The organism is Pantoea sp. SS70 (assembly GCF_029866845.1).
GTDB lineage: Bacteria > Pseudomonadota > Gammaproteobacteria > Enterobacterales > Enterobacteriaceae > Pantoea > Pantoea leporis.
The window spans coordinates 322,206-337,839 of sequence record NZ_CP117199.1 but is presented as its reverse complement, the minus strand read 5'-3'; the positions used below and the strand labels follow the sequence as shown (position 1 = coordinate 337,839).

Here is a 15,634-nt window from a genome sequence, read left to right as displayed (position 1 = left end):
ATCGGTGTGGTTTGAGCCTGACGGATGAGGAGCCTCTATACGTGTTAACTCTGCTTAATCTACTCTCCGCCGTTGCGCTGCTGGTGTGGGGCACACACATTGTGCGCACCGGCATCATGCGCGTTTACGGTGCCGATCTGCGTCGCGTACTCAGTCGCAGCGTTGAAAAAAAACCGATGGCGTTTCTTGCCGGCATTGGCGTCACGGCGCTGGTGCAGAGCAGTAACGCCACCACGCTGCTGGTTACCTCCTTTGTTGCACAGAATCTGGTCAGTCTGACGCCAGCGCTGGTGGTGGTGCTGGGCGCGGATGTCGGGACCGCGATCATGGCGCGTATCCTGACCTTCGATCTGTCGTGGCTGTCGCCGCTGTTTATCTTCTTTGGCGTGGTGTTCTTTCTCAGCCGCAAGCAAACGCGCATTGGGCAGCTAGGCCGCGCCAGTATTGGACTTGGCCTGATTCTGCTGGCGCTGCAGCTGATTGTCGCGGCCGCCAAACCGATCACCCAGGCGGCGGGCGTTCAGGTGCTGTTCTCGACGCTGACCGGCGATGTGATGCTCGATGCACTGATTGGTGCGGTGTTCGCCATCATCAGTTACTCCAGCCTCGCGGCGGTCCTGATTACCGCCACGCTGACCGCTACCGGTGTCATCTCCTTCAAGGTCGCACTCTGTCTGGTGATTGGTGCCAACCTCGGCAGCGGCTTGCTGGCAATGATCAACGCCAGCGGCTCCAATGCAGCGGGCAAACGCGTCGCGCTCGGCAGCCTGCTGTTTAAGTTGATTGGCAGCATCGCCATTTTGCCGTTCGTCAATGTTGTCGCCGATGTGCTGGATAAGCTGCCGGTCAATGATGAAGAGCTGGTGATCTTCTTCCACGTCTTCTACAACCTGATTCGCTGCTTAGTCATGGTGCCGTTTGCCGATCCAATGGCGCGCCTTTGCCGCCGTATGATTGCCGATGATCCCGAAAACGAAGCCCATCTCAAACCCAAACACCTCGACAGCAGCGCGCTGGATACGCCGGCGTTAGCGCTGGCTAACGCCTCACGCGAAACACTGCGCATCGGCGATGTGGTCGAGCAGATGATTGAGTCATTCAATAAGGTGGTGCACGGCGACCTGCGCGAAGAGCGCGCGGTGCGGCGGCTGGATGATGATGTTGATGTGCTTTACACCGCGATCAAACTCTATCTGGCGCGTATGCCGAAAGAGGATTTGCCGGAGGATGATTCGCGCCGCTGGGCGGAGATCATTGAGATGGCGCTCAACCTGGAGCAGGCGGGCGACATTATCGAACGCATGTGCGCCGACGTAGCGGATAAGTCACTGACCGCGCGCCGCGCCTTCTCTGCCGAAGGGCTGGAGGAGCTGCAAACCTTGCAGGAACAGGTGCTGTATAACCTGCGTCTGAGTTTGTCGGTGTTTTTGTCGCACGATGTCACCAGCGCCAAACGCCTGCGCCGATCCAAGCATCGCTTCCGCATCCTGATTCGCCGTTTCTCCCACGCGCACGTCGAGCGCTTGCATCTGCAGAATGTGCAAAGCATTGAGACAAGCTCGTTGCACCTTGGCTTGCTGGGCGATTTGAAGCGTTTAAATTCGCTGTTCTGCGCCGTGGCGTACACGGTTTTGGATCAGCCGGATGATGAGCGGGAAGAGGATTAAGAAGGTCAGAATCGCGCGATAAATCGCGCCGCTACAAATCCGCGTAATGGTCCGTAGCGGCGCAATGTATTGCGCTGGTTTTACATCACGACAGCAAACTGAACGCAATCATGCCAACAATCGCGCCGGTGCTGCCCAAAATGGTTTCCATCAGCGTCCATGTCTTCAGCGTTTCGGCTTCGGTGGCGCCGGTGAAGCGGCCAAACAGCCAGAAACCCGCATCATTCACATGACTGATAATGATCGAGCCGCCGCCGATACAGATCGACAGCGCGGCCAGCTGCGCGCCGCTGTAGTGCAGCGGTTCAATCACCGGCATCACTAAACCGACGGTGGTTAAACACGCCACGGTGGCCGAACCCTGAATCACGCGAATCGCGCCAGAAAGGATGAAGCACGCCAGCGCAATCGGCATACCTGCGCCGGTCAACGCATGTCCTAAAACCGGGCCAACGCCCGAATCCACCAGTACCTGCTTAAACACGCCGCCCGCACCAATCACCAGCAGAATAATGCCCGCCGGTTGCAGCGCGCTGCCGCACACCTGCATCACCTTCTCTTTATCCATGCCCTGACGATAAGCCAGGCCATAAATCGCCACCAGACAGGCCAGCAAAATCGCGGTGAACGGATGGCCGATAAACTCCAGCCACTCATACAGATGGGAACCCGGGGTAGTGAAGCGTGCGCCGATGGTTTTCAGGCCCACCAGCAGCAGCGGGAACAGAATCAGCGCCAGACTAAAGCCAAACGACGGCAGTTTGCCCTCTTCCACTTCCGGCTGATGATCTTCCGGCGGTGCACTAAAGCTGACGTGCTGCGCAATAAAGCTGCCAAACAGCGGGCCCGCAATCAGCATGCCCGGAATCGCGGCGCACAGGCCCAGCAGAATCATCCAGCCAAAATCAGCGTGCATCTGCGCGGCCAGCAGCATCGGCGCAGGACCCGGCAGCAGAAACGCGGCGGACGCGGCAACACCGGCAAACAGCGGGATCACCAGCTTAACTAAATTGCCTTGGGTGCGACGCGCCACGGCGAACGCAATGCTGATCAGCAACACCACCGCCACTTCAAAGAACAGCGGCAACGCACAGATCAAGCCGGCGACGCCCATCGCATAGTGCGCGCGGCTTTCCCCAAAGGTTTTCAACATGCGAATGGCGATCTGATCGACGGCGCCGGTTTCATGCAGGATCTTGCCGAACATCGCGCCTAACGCCACCACAATGGCGAGAAAGCCGAGCGTTCCGCCCATGCCTTTTTCCATGGTTTGTGCGATTTTATCGAGCGGCATGCCGGAGAACAGACCGGCACCAATGGAGACTAACATCAGGGCAACAAAGGCGTGCATACGCGCTTTCATCACCAAAAACAGCAGCAGCAGGACAGAGCCTGCTGCGGTTAACACTAGCGTTGCGGTACTCATGACTAACCCTTGTTGATTGCACCCTCAATGGTCGCAACCGTGGCCGCAACTACCTCATCCAGTGAATGATTGATATCAACCACCAGTACATCGGGCTCATCCGCGCCGGGTTCCTGCAGCGTGGCGAACTGCGTCACCAGCATCTGCGGTTTGAAGAAGTGACCTTTACGCGCTTTCAGGCGGGATTCAATGGTTTCGAAGTCGCCCTGCAGATAGATGAATTTCAGGTTCTCGTTGCCCTGACGCAGGATGTCGCGATAGGACTTTTTCAGTGCCGAACAGACGATGATGGAGATCTCCTGCGTGCGCTGCATGGCAAAGGCCGCATCATTCAGCGCCTGCAGCCACGGCTGGCGATCATTGTCGTCCAGCGGATGGCCATCCGCCATTTTCATGATGTTGCTGCGCGGATGGAGGAAATCCCCATCGAGGAACGCAGTGTTTAACTGATGAGAGACCTGATTGGCGACGGCAGATTTTCCGCTGCCGGAAACGCCCATCAGGATAAAGACGTGGTGCGATGGAGATGGCGTTGTCATTGTTTTGCGCTCCGGCAGTGAATTCTGCCCAATGTTACCGATAACAAATCGAGCTGCCATTGTCAGAGCCCACTGAAAGGCTGGCAACCCTTCTCAGGTGGAAAAGCACGAAAGTGTGAACTGACTCAAATAATCGCCAAAATCAGATGCTGTCACCTTCGGAGATTTCAAAGCCAACATCCAGCGGTTGCGTTAGCGTGCGATCGCCGCCAATGCGCGCCAGCAGCATCGCTGCCGATTCCCGTCCCATACGCTCGCGCGGCGTTAACACCGTGGCAAGGCGCGGATTCACCACTTGCGTAATGTCGTGGCCGTGGAAACCGGCAATCGCCATCTGCTGCGGCACGTGTAATCCCTGACGCTGGCACTCAAACATCGCGCCTACCGCCAGGTCATCGTTGGTACAAAACAGGCTGTCAGTTTCCGGATAACGCTTTTGCGCTTCGCACAGCAGTTGCGCGCCGGCGCTGAAAGAGGAGGCATCTTCCATCATCACGCTATGTGGCGTGAGCCCCGCTTCGCGCATCGCTTTTTCGTAGCCCTGCTGCTTCTGCAAGGTACGTTCATCAAGGCGCGCGCCAAGATAAACCGTATGGCGATGGCCTTTTTTCAGAATAGCATGCGTCATCTGCCGTGCTGCTTCGACGTTATCAAAGCCCACCGCCATATCGAGGCACGGCGTGACCGAATCCATCATCTCAATCACCGGAATGCCCGCCACTTCCAGCATGCGCAGCGTGCCCGGTGTATGGGTACGCTCGGTGAGGATCACGCCGTCGATGTTCCAGCCGAGCAGCGATCGCAGCTGTAACTCCTCTTTCTGCGCGTTGTAGCCAAAATGCGCCACCAGCGTTTGGTAACCCGCTTCGTCGGTAACGGCCTCAATGCCGCGCAATACGTCGGCGAAAACCTGGTTGGTTAAGGAAGGCAGCAGCACGCCGATAGCGCGGCTGGTGGCGTTGGAGAGCATATCGGGGGCGCGATTGGGGATGTAACCGAGTTCGTCCAGCGCCACGGCGATCTTATCGCGCAGCGCCGCAGAGACCTGATCGGGATTGCGCAGGTAGCGACTGACGGTCATTTTTGTGATGCCGACACGATCGGCAACGTCCTGTAATACCGGTCTTTTCTTCTTCATCGTATGCGCCTGAAATCAGAGATACGACGAGTTTATCATTTTTTTGTCATGCACTGCTTTTGAGGAAAACCTGCGCGATTAATCGCGCCGCTACAAATACGTGCAACTATTGCAGCGGCGCAATTTATTGCGCGACCTTTAAACAGGTGGCAAATCAAACAGCAGAATCTCTGCATCGCTGTTAGCTTTGATGCTCAGCGCGCTTTCATCCCAAATCGCCAGCGCATCGCTGCTGCCAACCTGTTCGCCATTCACGCTCACCAGCCCTTTCACCACCTGAATCCACACGCGACGACCGGCTTCAACTGTCACTTCATCGCTTTCGCCCTCAGCAAAGACCCAGCGCGACAACGTCATGTCCTGAAACACCTTGAGCGATCCGTCACGTTCATCCGGCGTCAGCACAAACTGGCGGCCTTTAACATCATCGAAACGGCGCTGCGCGTAACGCGGCTCAATGCCTTTGCGCTCTGGAATGATCCAGATCTGATACAGGTGCAGCGGATCGGTGGCGCTGGCGTTGTACTCCGAATGTCGCACGCCGGTACCGGCGCTCATGATTTGGAACTCACCGCTCGGAATCTGCTCTTTATTGCCCATGCTGTCTTGATGTTCAACGGTGCCAGACAGCACATAGGTCAGGATTTCCATGTCTTTGTGCGGATGGGTGCCGAAGCCCTGACCACCATCGATAACATCTTCGTTAATCACGCGCAGTGCCGAGAAGCCCATAAAGTTGGCATCGTGATAATCGGCGAAAGAAAAGGTGTGCCAGCTATCCAGCCAACCGTGATTAGCGTGACCGCGTTCTTCAGCTTTGCGTACATAAATCATGTTCAATTCTCCTCAATGTTTTTTACAGTTTGGTACTGCGAAGGATTGATTGATAGCTGAAAAACTTCATCCCTCTGTTCAAAAAAAGTGAATGAAAACAAAAAACGACCCAGGTTTTACTGATGAGGAAGTGCGAACGAGATTGGTCTTGTAGATAACCCACTACATAACAATGAGCATCACGGACCCTGCAAGCAGGAATAACAAGGAAAAATTATGTCAGAACACATCACTCCACCCGCTAAGCGCCCGATTGAGCGCTTTTTGAATACCGTTGAATGGCTGGGTAATTTATTACCGCATCCGATTACTTTATTTGCCCTGTTTTCACTGTTTATCATTGTTGCGTCTGCCGTTGCCGCAGCGTTTGGCGTCAACGTGATCGATCCCCGCCCAGTTGGCGCGGCAGGACGCGCACCAGACGGTGTGATTCACGTGGTTAGCCTGATGAGTGCCGAAGGTTTGCAACGCATCGTCAGCCATCTGGTCACCAACTTTACCGGCTTTGCGCCGCTCGGCACCGTGTTGGTTGCGCTGCTCGGTGTGGGGATTGCCGAACATTCAGGGCTGCTCTCGGCGGCGATGCGCGCGCTGGTGTTTAACGCACCGAAAAAGCTCATCACCTTCACCATCGTCTTCGCTGGCATTATCTCCAACACCGCTTCTGAGCTGGGCTATGTGGTGCTGATTCCGCTGGCCGCGATGATTTTCCACTCATTGGGCCGTCATCCCCTGGCGGGCCTGGCCGCGGCGTTTGCCGGGGTTTCTGGCGGCTACAGCGCCAACTTACTGCTTGGCACCATCGATCCGCTGCTCTCGGGCATTACCCAAAGCGCCGCGCAGATTATCGATCCTGACTACCATGTTGGCCCGGAAGTGAACTGGTACTTTATGTTTGTCAGTACCTTCGTGATTGCCATTCTTGGCACCTGGATCACCAACAGCATCGTCGAACCTAAACTGGGCAAATATCACGACAGCGAAGGTGATGCGGTGCGAGGCGATATGGGCGCGCTGACGACGCAAGAACGTCGGGCGTTGAAAGGCGCGGGCTGGGCGGTTCTTGGCGTTACGCTGCTGCTGATCCTGACCGTGATTCCGGGCTACGGCGTGTTACTCAACCCGAAAACCGGCACGCTGGCGGGTTCACCGTTCCTGAAGGGCATCGTGGTGTTTATCTTTGTCTTCTTCGCTATTCCCGGCATGGTATATGGCCGCCTGATCGGCAACATGCGCAACGATCGCGACGTCATTAACGCCATGTCCGCCAGTATGAGCAGCATGGGCATGTATATCGTGCTGGTGTTCTTTGCTGCGCAGTTCGTGGCGTTTTTTAACTGGAGCAATTTCGGCACCGTGGTGGCAGTGAAAGGCGCTAATCTGCTGGCATCAATCGATATGGGCGCGCCGCTGCTGTTTGTCTGCTTCATCATGATCTGCGGCTTTATCAACCTGATGATCGGCTCCGCCTCGGCGCAATGGGCGGTGACCGCACCGATCTTTGTCCCGATGCTGATGCTGGTCGGCTTTGCGCCCGAAGTGATTCAGGCGGCATATCGCATCGGCGATTCGGTGACCAACGTGATTACACCCATGATGAGTTACTTTGGCCTGATTATGGCGGTGGCGGCGCGTTATCGACGCGATATGGGCATCGGTACGCTGGTGGCGATGATGTTGCCGTATTCGGTGGTGTTTATGATTGGCTGGACGCTGCTGTTTGTGCTTTGGGTGTTTGTCTTCAATCTGCCGGTCGGGCCCGGTGCGGCAACCTGGTACACGCTGTAAAGGCAAAAAAAAAGCCAGCACCCGAGCTGGCTAAATAATACCTGGAAGCAATGTGAGCAATGTCGTGCTTACCCGGTTGTCAGGAGACGTTTCCGAGCTCGCATGGCAATAATAATCATTATCATTCTCGTCTGTAAAGCCCTTTTGCGAATTATTTTGCATTGACGAAGAGCGAGAATTCCTTGATGTTAAAGGGGATTTTATCCATTTTGCACAAGGAGTCGCTCATGAGTCAGATCGTTGTTCGTCACGCTATTCCCGAAGATGCTGCTGCTTTAACGCGCATGTACAGTCAGCCTGAACCGCAGGCCAACACGCTGCATCTGCCGTATCAATCGCCGACGCTGTGGCAGGACCGCCTCAGTAATCTGCGTCCGGGTGTGCATATGCTAGTGGCGTGCATTGACGATCAGATTGCCGGGCAACTCACGGTGGAAGTGCTGTCGGTGGCGCGCCGTCGCCATACCGCGACATTTGGCATGGGCGTCGATTCTGCTTTTCATCGGCGCGGCGTCGGTAAAGCGCTGATGTCAGCGATGATTGATTTGTGCGACAACTGGCTGCAGGTGACGCGCATTGAGCTGACGGTGTTCGCCGATAATCATAAAGCGCTTGGCCTGTATCAGCAGTTTGGCTTTGAGATCGAAGGCACCGCACGTCGCCACGCCATGCGCGACGGCGAAATGGTGGATACGCACTATATGGCGCGCTTGAAATAACCCTTAAAACCGCGCGATAAATCGCGCCGCTACAAAGACGTGCACATACCGTAGCGGCGCAATTTATTGCGCATTAGCGATCAATAACCTGCGCTTAAATCATCCACTGAACGCGGATCCGATGCGCCATAACGCGTGCCGTCCGGCCCAATCATAATGCTCTGCGTGCTGCCCATCGCGGGCATCACTTTCACATGCTGGCCTTTGGCTTCCAGCAGGCGCAACGTATCCGGGCTGAAGCCTTTTTCCACGCGCAGCTGATCGGGCAACCATTGATGATGGAAGCGCGGTGCGTTGGTCGCTTCCGCGACGTTCATGCCGAAATCGATGCTGTTCACCACCATTTGCAGCACGGTGGTGATAATACGGCTGCCGCCTGGGCTACCGGTCACCAGCCAGGTTTTACCGTCTTTTGCCACAATAGTGGGCGACATCGATGACAGCGGACGTTTAGCCGGTTGCACCGCATTCGCCTCGCCACCGACTAAGCCGTAGACGTTTGGCGTACCCGGTTTGGCCGAGAAATCATCCATTTCATTGTTCATCAAGATGCCGCTTTGTCCGGCGACAATGCCGCTGCCGAAGTAAGTATTCAGCGTGTAAGTCACCGCGACCGCGTTGCCATCTTTATCCACCACCGAGAAGTGCGTGGTTTGATTACTTTCATACGGCGCCAGTTTGCCCGGCTTGATCTCGCTGGATGGACGCGCTTTATTGACGTCAATCTGCTGCGCCAGGGTTTTGGCGTAGGCTTTGCTGGTTAGCGCCTGCTGCGGCACTTTGACGAAGTCAGGATCGCCAAGGTATTCCGAACGGTCGGCATAAGCGTATTTTTCCGCTTCCGCCATCACCTGCATCGCATCCGCGCTACCAAAGCCCGATTTCGCCAGGTCGAAGTTTTCCAGGATATTGAGGATCTGCACGATGTGAATCCCGCCGGACGATGGCGGCGGCATGGAGAACACTTCATAGCCGCGATAGGTGCCGCTCACCGGTTTACGTTCCACCGCGCGATAGGCCGCCAGATCCTGCTTGCCGATCAGGCCGCCGTGCTGCGCCATTTCACCGGCAATTTCATCGGCGATTTTGCCTTTATAGAACGCATCCGGCCCTTGCTGGGCGATCAGCTGCAGGCTGCGCGCGAGGTTTTTCTGCACCAGACGTTCGCCCTTCTGATACGGCTTACCGTCGGCTTTGTAGAAAATCGCGCGGCTGTTGTCGTGATTGATCAGCGTCTCTTTGCCATAAGTGGCGAGATCGTCGGCCAGCGCATCGTTCACTACGATACCGTCACGCGCCAGTTTGATAGCAGGCGCCAGTAATGTGCTCAGCGGCAAGGTGCCGTATTTCTGCGCCGCCAGCGCAAAACCGGCCACGGTGCCCGGCGTGCCTGAGGCTAAGTGAGAAGTGAGTGACAACTTACTATCAGCGTTGCCCTGCTTATCAAGGAACATATCGCGTGACGCGCGCGCCGGTGCCATTTCGCGGAAGTCGATGGCGGTGGTGCGGCCCGATGCGGTGCGTAGCAGCATAAAGCCCCCGCCGCCGAGGTTACCGGCCTGCGGATGCGTCACCGCCAGCGCGAAACCCACCGCAACGGCCGCATCCACCGCGTTACCGCCCTGCTTAAGAATATCGACGCCGACTTCTGTCGCCATCGCATCCACCGATGCCACCATGCCATGTTTGGCTTTTACCGGGTGAAAGGTATCACTATCAACGCCATACGAAACCGGCGGCGCGTTGGCGGGCGCAGCGTGTGCGCCCTGCACCACGGTAAAACTCATCAATAATGCCCAGCCGAACTGACGCACGTTGCCCTGTATCCTCATCTGCCACCATCCTTTTAAAGTTATTTATACCCTTCATACTTCAAGGTGCAGATGCGTTGGCTGCTCTCGTTCACCCGAATCACTTACTTATGTAAGCTCATCGGACTCTCTCGTTTGCCGCCTTCCTGCGCCTCGAATTATTTTGGGTATCCATTTGTTATTTATTGATGCAAGTGTTTGCAAACACGGTAAAAAGCGTAGCAGTAAGCTAAATTCGGCGCACTCCTGGATCATAGGTTTGTGATATCGCATAAACTTATGGCTGCAGCGCGTGTTGCCACTTTGGCAGCATCAGCACACAGCAGGCTGCATGAATGGAGGAAGACCATGAACAAATGGCTAATTGTGATCGCAGCATTGCTGCCGTTAAGCAGCATGGCAAATACGTTGAACAGCACCAACGACCCGAACAAACCCGGCTTCAACCCAAGCCAGCAGCGGATGCAGTCGCAAATGCAGAATCAGCAGCAACAGCAGAAGCTCAGGTTGCAGCAGAATCAGCAGCAGCAAAGTCAGGATGTCCAGCGCAAGGTGCAGGAACAGCGGGATAGCGCCCAGCAGCGGGTGATTCAGTCGCAGCCGGGCCAGAAACAGCAGCAGAACTAGCGGAAGTCGGGACCGATAATATCGATGCGGTCGGTGCAGATAGCATCGACGCCCCAACTCAACAGCTCGCGCGCCCGCGCGGGCTGATTCACGGTATACACCAGAATATGCAGACCGGCCGCTTTCAGCTGCGCGGTGCGTTTGGCGTCGAGTAATTTGTGGTTGAGATGGATCGACACGCAATCCAGACGCGCGGTCAGCGCCTGCCAATCGTCGTGCCACTCATCCAGCAGCAACCCGCGCGGCAGTTCAGGTGCTGCCTCCATCGCAGCCTCCAGCGCTGCGTAAGAGAAGGAGGAGAGCAGCGGTGCGGTTTGTCCTTGCCACAGTTCGCGTGCGGCCAGCGCCACATTGCGACCAGTTTCCACCTCCTGCCCGGTGGTGGGTTTGATCTCGATGTTCGCCATCATCTGATGCTGGCGACAACGCTCGGCCACTTCGCTCAGCAGCGCCAGCGGTTCGCCTTCGTAATCGCGGCTAAACCAGCCGCCGGCATCCAGCTGTGACAGCTTATGCCACGACAGCGCGCCCGCCACGCCCCAACCGTTGCTGGTGCGATCCAGCGTATCGTCGTGCAGCAGGAAAATTTGCTTATCTTGCGACAGCTTGGCATCAAACTCGATCATGGTGTGACCGTGCTGCGCGCCGACATCAATTGCCGCGAGGGTATTTTCCGGGGCCAGTTTGCCGCCGCCGCGATGCGCGACAATGTGCGGATAAGGCCAGTTGTGTTGACTCATTCCAGACGCTTTCCATAGGTTGAATCGAAGAAGTGTAACGCATCTGACGGCAGATGCAGCCACAAGGTGCTGCCCGCCAGCGGGCGCTCGCTGTGTGGCAAACGGACCACCATGCGTGCGTTACCGATGCGGCCGTGCGCCAGATTGTCCGCGCCGAGCATCTCCAGCGTTTCAACCACCAGCGGAATGCCGCCCGCGTCGCGGCTGCTGAGTTTGATGTGTTCGGGACGAATGCCGAGCGTCAGCAGGCGATTGGCCCATTTGGCTCTGCTCTCGCCCAGCAGCAAGCTGTTAAGCGCATCCAGCGTGAAACGCGTGCCGTCGCTGCTGATTTGCCCTGGCAGCAAATTCATGGCGGGCGCGCCGATAAACGAGGCAACAAACTGGCTGGCCGGACGCTCGTAGACTTCCACCGGCGTGCCCACCTGCTCCACCACGCCTTTGTTCATGACCATTACGCGTTGCGCCAGCGTCATCGCTTCCACCTGGTCGTGCGTCACGTAGATGCTGGTGGTTTTCAGGCGGCGATGCAGCTGTTGCAGCTCAAGACGCATCTGCACGCGCAGGCGCGCATCCAGATTCGACAGCGGCTCATCAAACAGGAAAACCGCCGGTTCACGCACGATAGCGCGCCCCATCGCCACGCGCTGACGCTGTCCGCCCGACAGCTCACGCGGGCGGCGATGCAGCAGATGATCCAGCTCGAGGCTGCGCGCGGCTTCCATCACGCGCTGATCAATCTGCACTTTGCCCATGCCGCGAATTTTCAGGCCATACGCCATGTTTTCGCCCACCGTCATGTGCGGATAGAGCGCGTAGTTCTGGAATACCATGGCGATGCCGCGATCTTTCGGCTCCATGTGGGTGACGCGTTTGTCGTCGATGTAGATGTCGCCCGACGATACGCGCTCAAGGCCCGCCACCATGCGCAGCAGCGTCGATTTACCGCAGCCGGAAGGGCCGACCATCACCATAAATTCGCCATCGTTAATGGTGATATTCAGTGGCTGAATGATCTGATTTTTGCCGTCATACGATTTGGTAACGGTTTGAAGGGTTACGCCTGCCATTTATTTATCACTCTCTACCAGGCCACGCACAAACGCACGTTGCATCACGAGTACCACCACCACCGGTGGAATCAGGGTTAATAACATTGCCGCCATCACTTCATTCCACTGCGTCGGCCCGCCGCTGCTGTTGATCATGCTTTTCACTCCGGCGACGGCGGTGCTGAGGCTGGCATCGTTGATGATCAGCAGCGGCCACAGATATTGGTTCCAGCCGTAGATAAAGGTGATCACGAAGAGCGCGGCGAGATTGGTTTTGGACAGCGGTAACACAATGTCCCAGAAGAAGCGCATCGGGCTGGCACCGTCGATACGCGCCGCCTCAATCAGCTCGTCCGGCAGCGACATAAAGAACTGACGGAACAGGAAAGTGGCCGTCGCCGATGCCATCAGCGGCAGCGTTAAGCCGCTGTAGCTGTCGAGCATATTCAGCGTCGAAATCACTTCCACCGTCGGAAAAATACGCACTTCCACCGGCAACATCAGGGTGATGAAAATCAGCCAGAAAAACAGCGAACGCAGCGGGAAGCGGAACCACACCAGCGCGAAGGCGGAGAGCATCGAGACGCTGATTTTGCCAATAGTGATACCGAGCGCCATCAGCAGGCTGTTGAGCATCATCATGCCAAACGCCGGACCGTTGCCATTCACGCCATGCGTCCAGATGCGCGCGATGTTCTCCCACAAATGCGTGCCCGGCAGCAGCGTCATCGGCACCTGATACACCGCCTCGTTATCCAGCGTCGCCGCGACAAAAGCGATGTAGAGCGGGAACAGAATGGTCAGCACGCCCAGCACCAGCAAGGTATGGCTGAAGATGTCCAGCCCGCGTCGATTCTCAATCATTGGTATTGCACCTTACGCTCGACAAAGCGGAATTGCAGGATAGTCAGGCCAATCACCAGCAGCATCAGCACCACCGATTGCGCGGCGGAGGATGAGAGATCCAGCCCGGTGAAGCCTTCGCGATAGATTTTGTAGATCAGCGTAGTGGTGGCCTGCACCGGACCGCCGCCGGTGGCGGCATCGATCACCGGGAAGGTATCGAAGAAGGCGTACACCAGATTGACCACCAGCAGGAAAAAGCTCACCGGCGTAATCAGCGGCAGGGATAAATTGAAGAAGCGACGCACCGGACCGGCGCCATCGATCGCCGCCGCTTCCACCAGCGATTTGGGAATCGACTGCAGCGCGGCAAAGAAAAACAGGAAGTTGTAGCTCATTTGCTGCCAGATCGACGCCAGCACAATCAGGAACATCGCCTGACCGCTGTTTTGCGCGTAGTTCCAGTTGTAGCCCATTTGGTTCAGCAGATGGCTGAACAAACCGAGGCCCGGATTAAACAGGAACATCCACAGCACCGCCGCTACTACCGGCGCCACCGCGTATGGCAGCAGCAGCAAGGTTTGGTAAAGCTTGCGCAGGCGAATCACGTAATCCACCAGCGCCGCCAGCAGCAGGGAAAAGGTCATACCGCAAATCGTGACCAGCGCACTGAATTCAATGGTGGTCCAAAAGGACGCCAGATAGTACTCGTCGCTGAACAGGCGTTTAAAGTTCGCCATTCCGACGAATGTGCTGGAGATGCCAAAAGGATCAATGCTTTGCAGCGAATACCACAAGGCTTCACCGGCTGGCCACAGAAAGAAGATGGCCGTGATCACCAGTTGCGGCAGCAGCAGCAAATAGGGCAGAAAACGGGAGCGAAATACCGGGCGCGATGAGGACATAGCAGGCTCAATCCAGGAGAAAAATCGGGGCGAACGCCTGGCGCCGGCCCCGAGATAACAGCGTTACTTCACTTGCTGCTCAAAACGGCGCAGCAGTTCGTTACCGCGTTTAACAGCGTTATCCAGCGCGGCTTGCGGCGCCTGTTTGCCGGTCCACACGCCTTCCAGCTCTTCGTCCACGATGGTACGAATCTGTGGCATGTTGCCCAGACGCATGCCTTTGGTGAACGGCAGCGGATCTTTGTTCAGCATCTGACGCGTAGCGATGTCTGCGCCGGGGTTCTTGTCATAGAAGCCCTGTTGCTTGGTCAGCTCATACGCGGCGGTGGTGATAGGCAGGTAACCGGTTTTCTGGTGCCATTCGGCAGCGATTTCCGGCTGCGCGAGGAACTTCATGAACTCCGCCGCGCCTTTGTAGGTGTTGGCATCTTTGCCTTTCATCACCCACAGGCTCGCGCCGCCAATGATGGCGTTTTGCGGTGCATTTGGAACGGTTTCATCGTACGGCATCATGCCAACGCCGAAGTTAAATTTGGCGTAGTGTTTGATGTCGGCCAGCGAACCGGAAGACGCGGTGGTGATGCCGCAATCGCCGTTGTAGAACTTGGCGGTGGATTCATCTTTGCGACCGAAGTAGGTGAAATCCCCCTTCTTGTTCATCGCTTCCAGCATTTCGATGTGGCGCACCTGCACCGGCTTGTTGAATTCAAGTACAGCATCGGTACCGTCAAAGCCGTTATTTTTGGTGGCGACCGGCAGCGCATGCCAGGCGCTGAAGTTTTCAATCTGAATCCAGCCCTGCCAGCCGCTGGCGTAACCGCAGGTCAGGCCGGCTTTGCGCAGCGCTTCGGCGTCTTTCGCCAGCTCCTGCCAGGTTTTTGGTGGCTGATCCGGGTTCAGACCGGCTTTTTTGAACGCATCTTTGTTGTAGTACAGCACCGGCGTGGAGCTGTTGAACGGCTGCGAGATCAGCTGGCCTTTGCTGTCGCTGTAGTAACCGGCAACGGCTGGCACGAACTGCCTGGGATCCATTTGCACGCCGGCGTCTTTAAACACCTGGTTGACCGGCACGATAGCTTTTGACGCCATCATGGTCGCCGTACCGACTTCATACACCTGCAGCAGCGCAGGTGCTTTACCGGCGCGCACTGCCGCGATACCCGCCGCTAAGCTCTGCTCGTAGTTGCCTTTGTAAGTCGGAACGATTTTGTAATCGGGATGAGCCTGGTTAAAACGTTGTGCCAGAGAATCAACTTCTTTGCCTAACTCGCCTTCCATTGAGTGCCAGAAAGGGATCTCAGTTGCAGCCAGCGCATTACCGCTGAGCGCCAGGCCGAGCAAGACACTCATCAGGCGGGGACGAAGCGTAAAAGCGGACATAAGGTTTTTCCTGTGCTGTTAAGTACGCGCGAATACGCGCATTTTTTAGTTCGCGACGTAACATGACACGGGGAAATGACGGATTAATAACAGGTTTATGACGGGGATGTGACAGGTGGGTTGGTAATGAAAACTGAGCTAATTCGTGCGTGCTCGCTGTCCCCC

At 56.5% G+C, this 15,634-nt stretch carries 14 protein-coding genes; 4 read left to right on the top strand and 10 right to left on the bottom strand.

The window, feature by feature from the left end; translation table 11 throughout:
• Positions 1 to 41 precede the first annotated feature (41 nt).
• Entirely contained in the window at positions 42 to 1,667 is a 1,626-nt protein-coding gene (locus PO881_RS01485) for a Na/Pi cotransporter family protein (RefSeq protein WP_222211738.1), read from the top strand.
• Positions 1,668 to 1,752: 85 nt separating this feature from the next.
• On the opposite strand, the gene gntU is transcribed toward PO881_RS01485, so the two are convergent.
• The 4 genes from gntU to PO881_RS01465 form a co-directional block, all read right to left on the bottom strand.
• Positions 1,753 to 3,093, bottom strand: a complete 1,341-nt coding sequence (gene gntU, locus PO881_RS01480; protein WP_280172337.1) for a gluconate transporter — start codon at positions 3,091 to 3,093, stop codon at positions 1,753 to 1,755.
• Between the two features lie 2 nt (positions 3,094 to 3,095).
• Complete coding sequence (gene gntK, locus PO881_RS01475; protein ID WP_036621490.1) at positions 3,096 to 3,632, bottom strand: gluconokinase; 537 nt, start codon at positions 3,630 to 3,632, stop codon at positions 3,096 to 3,098.
• A gap of 142 nt (positions 3,633 to 3,774) precedes the next feature.
• Positions 3,775 to 4,770 (bottom strand): gluconate operon transcriptional repressor GntR, encoded by a 996-nt coding sequence (gene gntR, locus PO881_RS01470; protein WP_280172336.1) that lies wholly within the window; start codon positions 4,768 to 4,770, stop codon positions 3,775 to 3,777.
• 138 nt (positions 4,771 to 4,908) lie between these two features.
• A complete protein-coding gene (locus tag PO881_RS01465) occupies positions 4,909 to 5,604 on the bottom strand; it encodes a pirin family protein (RefSeq protein WP_280172335.1) in 696 nt (231 codons plus the stop codon).
• Positions 5,605 to 5,820: 216 nt separating this feature from the next.
• Here PO881_RS01465 and PO881_RS01460 point away from each other — a divergent pair, with 216 nt between their 5' ends.
• Both PO881_RS01460 and PO881_RS01455 read left to right on the top strand, forming a co-directional pair.
• The gene (locus PO881_RS01460; protein WP_222234575.1) at positions 5,821 to 7,392 is read left to right on the top strand and encodes an AbgT family transporter; all 1,572 of its coding nucleotides are present in this window, start codon (positions 5,821 to 5,823) and stop codon (positions 7,390 to 7,392) included.
• A 227-nt stretch (positions 7,393 to 7,619) separates the two neighbouring features.
• Positions 7,620 to 8,111, top strand: a complete 492-nt coding sequence (locus PO881_RS01455) for a GNAT family N-acetyltransferase (protein WP_137384955.1) — start codon at positions 7,620 to 7,622, stop codon at positions 8,109 to 8,111.
• 80 nt (positions 8,112 to 8,191) lie between these two features.
• On the opposite strand, the gene ggt is transcribed toward PO881_RS01455, so the two are convergent.
• A complete protein-coding gene (ggt, locus tag PO881_RS01450; RefSeq protein ID WP_210081843.1) occupies positions 8,192 to 9,943 on the bottom strand; it encodes a gamma-glutamyltransferase in 1,752 nt (583 codons plus the stop codon).
• Between the two features lie 327 nt (positions 9,944 to 10,270).
• Between ggt and PO881_RS01445 the strand changes: the two genes are divergently transcribed.
• A complete protein-coding gene (locus tag PO881_RS01445) occupies positions 10,271 to 10,549 on the top strand; it encodes a DUF2756 domain-containing protein (RefSeq protein ID WP_101763088.1) in 279 nt (92 codons plus the stop codon).
• On the opposite strand, the gene ugpQ is transcribed toward PO881_RS01445, so the two are convergent.
• The 5 genes from ugpQ to ugpB all read right to left on the bottom strand — a co-directional run bounded on the left by ugpQ (position 10,546) and on the right by ugpB (position 15,469).
• Positions 10,546 to 11,289, bottom strand: coding sequence for a glycerophosphodiester phosphodiesterase (ugpQ, locus tag PO881_RS01440; protein ID WP_110868135.1), 744 nt, complete (start codon positions 11,287 to 11,289; stop codon positions 10,546 to 10,548). The genes PO881_RS01445 and ugpQ overlap by 4 nt on opposite strands.
• Positions 11,286 to 12,359: a sn-glycerol-3-phosphate import ATP-binding protein UgpC gene (locus PO881_RS01435; protein WP_222234581.1), complete on the bottom strand. Its 1,074-nt coding sequence runs from the start codon at positions 12,357 to 12,359 to the stop codon at positions 11,286 to 11,288. Before PO881_RS01435 ends, ugpQ begins: the two co-directional genes overlap by 4 nt.
• Positions 12,360 to 13,205, bottom strand: a complete 846-nt coding sequence (ugpE, locus tag PO881_RS01430; RefSeq protein WP_101763091.1) for a sn-glycerol-3-phosphate ABC transporter permease UgpE — start codon at positions 13,203 to 13,205, stop codon at positions 12,360 to 12,362. It abuts the gene before it with no gap.
• Complete coding sequence (ugpA, locus tag PO881_RS01425) at positions 13,202 to 14,089, bottom strand: sn-glycerol-3-phosphate ABC transporter permease UgpA (protein ID WP_101763092.1); 888 nt, start codon at positions 14,087 to 14,089, stop codon at positions 13,202 to 13,204. The genes ugpE and ugpA overlap by 4 nt, the downstream gene beginning before the upstream one ends.
• Positions 14,090 to 14,152: 63 nt before the next feature.
• The gene (gene ugpB, locus PO881_RS01420; RefSeq protein WP_280172334.1) at positions 14,153 to 15,469 is read right to left on the bottom strand and encodes a sn-glycerol-3-phosphate ABC transporter substrate-binding protein UgpB; all 1,317 of its coding nucleotides are present in this window, start codon (positions 15,467 to 15,469) and stop codon (positions 14,153 to 14,155) included.
• Between the last annotated feature and the right edge of the window lie 165 nt (positions 15,470 to 15,634).